Origin of the sequence: Paenibacillus marchantiophytorum, from assembly GCF_014640555.1 — a bacterium.
GTDB lineage: Bacteria > Bacillota > Bacilli > Paenibacillales > NBRC-103111 > Paenibacillus_E > Paenibacillus_E marchantiophytorum.
Genome location: NZ_BMHE01000103.1, coordinates 3574 through 4714, shown reverse-complemented (window position 1 = coordinate 4714; position 1141 = coordinate 3574). Strand labels below are relative to the sequence as shown.

The following is a 1141-nucleotide window of genomic DNA, read 5'->3' as shown; positions in this document are numbered from 1 at the left end:
CTGGGCATCCTTGATGTTGGCTTGTTCGGTTTCCTTGACCTTTTTTATCGTAAAGTCCAAAAATCCACTCATGCCCTCGGCTTTGCTGGTCAGTTTATTGATTAACGCTTGGACTTGCGCGGTATCTGAACCGATCTGTGACAGCAACTGACTATCCAGCTGATTCACAAAGCCATTCGTCGCATTGCGAAGATAGTTGGCATGATCCTCGATGTCTTGGATATCTTTCATTAGCTTCCGCATGCGGTCTTCATTAAAGAGTACCTGATCCGATGCCATATACGCCTGACCTCCTTTGGAAGGGGACCTATCCTCCCTCCTGCTCTAATGACCTTGGCCTTGAAAATCATTGCGAACCGAAAAGTCCGATTCAAACAAGATAATATCACCCGAACGGAACTGAAAGGTATGTCCCAGATAGTCCTGGTCCGATGCGATCTGCCCTTCAATCGCCCACATGTTGGCATTCGGAGAATTGTAGCCAAGGATTCTAGTTTCTTGATCGTTATGCTTCAGGGCATAAATGCCAAAGTTAACTACGATATAGCCCTTCGTGAGAAACTCCGATTCATGCCCGTCCAAAGAGCCTCCGTAGCGATTGGCAAGCGCTAGAACATCCGTCCCTTTCGGCAAAATGTGCGGCGCGATGGGAAGATTATATTCACCATACCAATGCTGCACGCTACGAAGGGCAACGGTCGGATCGACCACAGGCGGCACGACTCTTGGCGGACCCACAATCGTTCGCGATTTATATGGCAGAATTTCAATATCATAACCCGTAGCTGTCGTAATTTTGCGGCTCAAGAACTGGGTGTAAAACTTAGACCACGGCGTTTGCGACTGCTGACTTGCCGTTAAGATATTCGTATATTCATAGCTCGCTGCGTTTTGGATATCCGTGTCACTGATGTTTCGCAGCGGATCTGGCAAGCGGTGGACGCGGGAGTAGATCTGCTTATCTACCACAGAACCGACGCGGATCATTTTATTGCTGGCACCGGAAACATCATAATAAAGATCCACAGGCACGCTGTTACCACCGCTTCGCGGTACAAACCAGAACGTGGGATCAATCCGCATCCCTTCCCCTTTATCCCAGTAGTTGCCGATCGTTTTGAAATCAAACTGGAACGAGTAG

General features: G+C 48.5%; 1 protein-coding gene and 1 pseudogene. Both read right to left on the bottom strand.

Going from position 1 to position 1141, the window contains the following annotated elements:
* Positions 1–279, bottom strand: a 279-nt coding sequence (locus IEY34_RS35865) for a hypothetical protein (protein WP_189021011.1), incomplete at its 3' end; no start/stop codon positions are given.
* A 45-nt stretch (positions 280–324) separates the two neighbouring features.
* Positions 325–1141 (bottom strand): annotated as a pseudogene (locus IEY34_RS35860) (hypothetical protein); the annotation flags it as partial.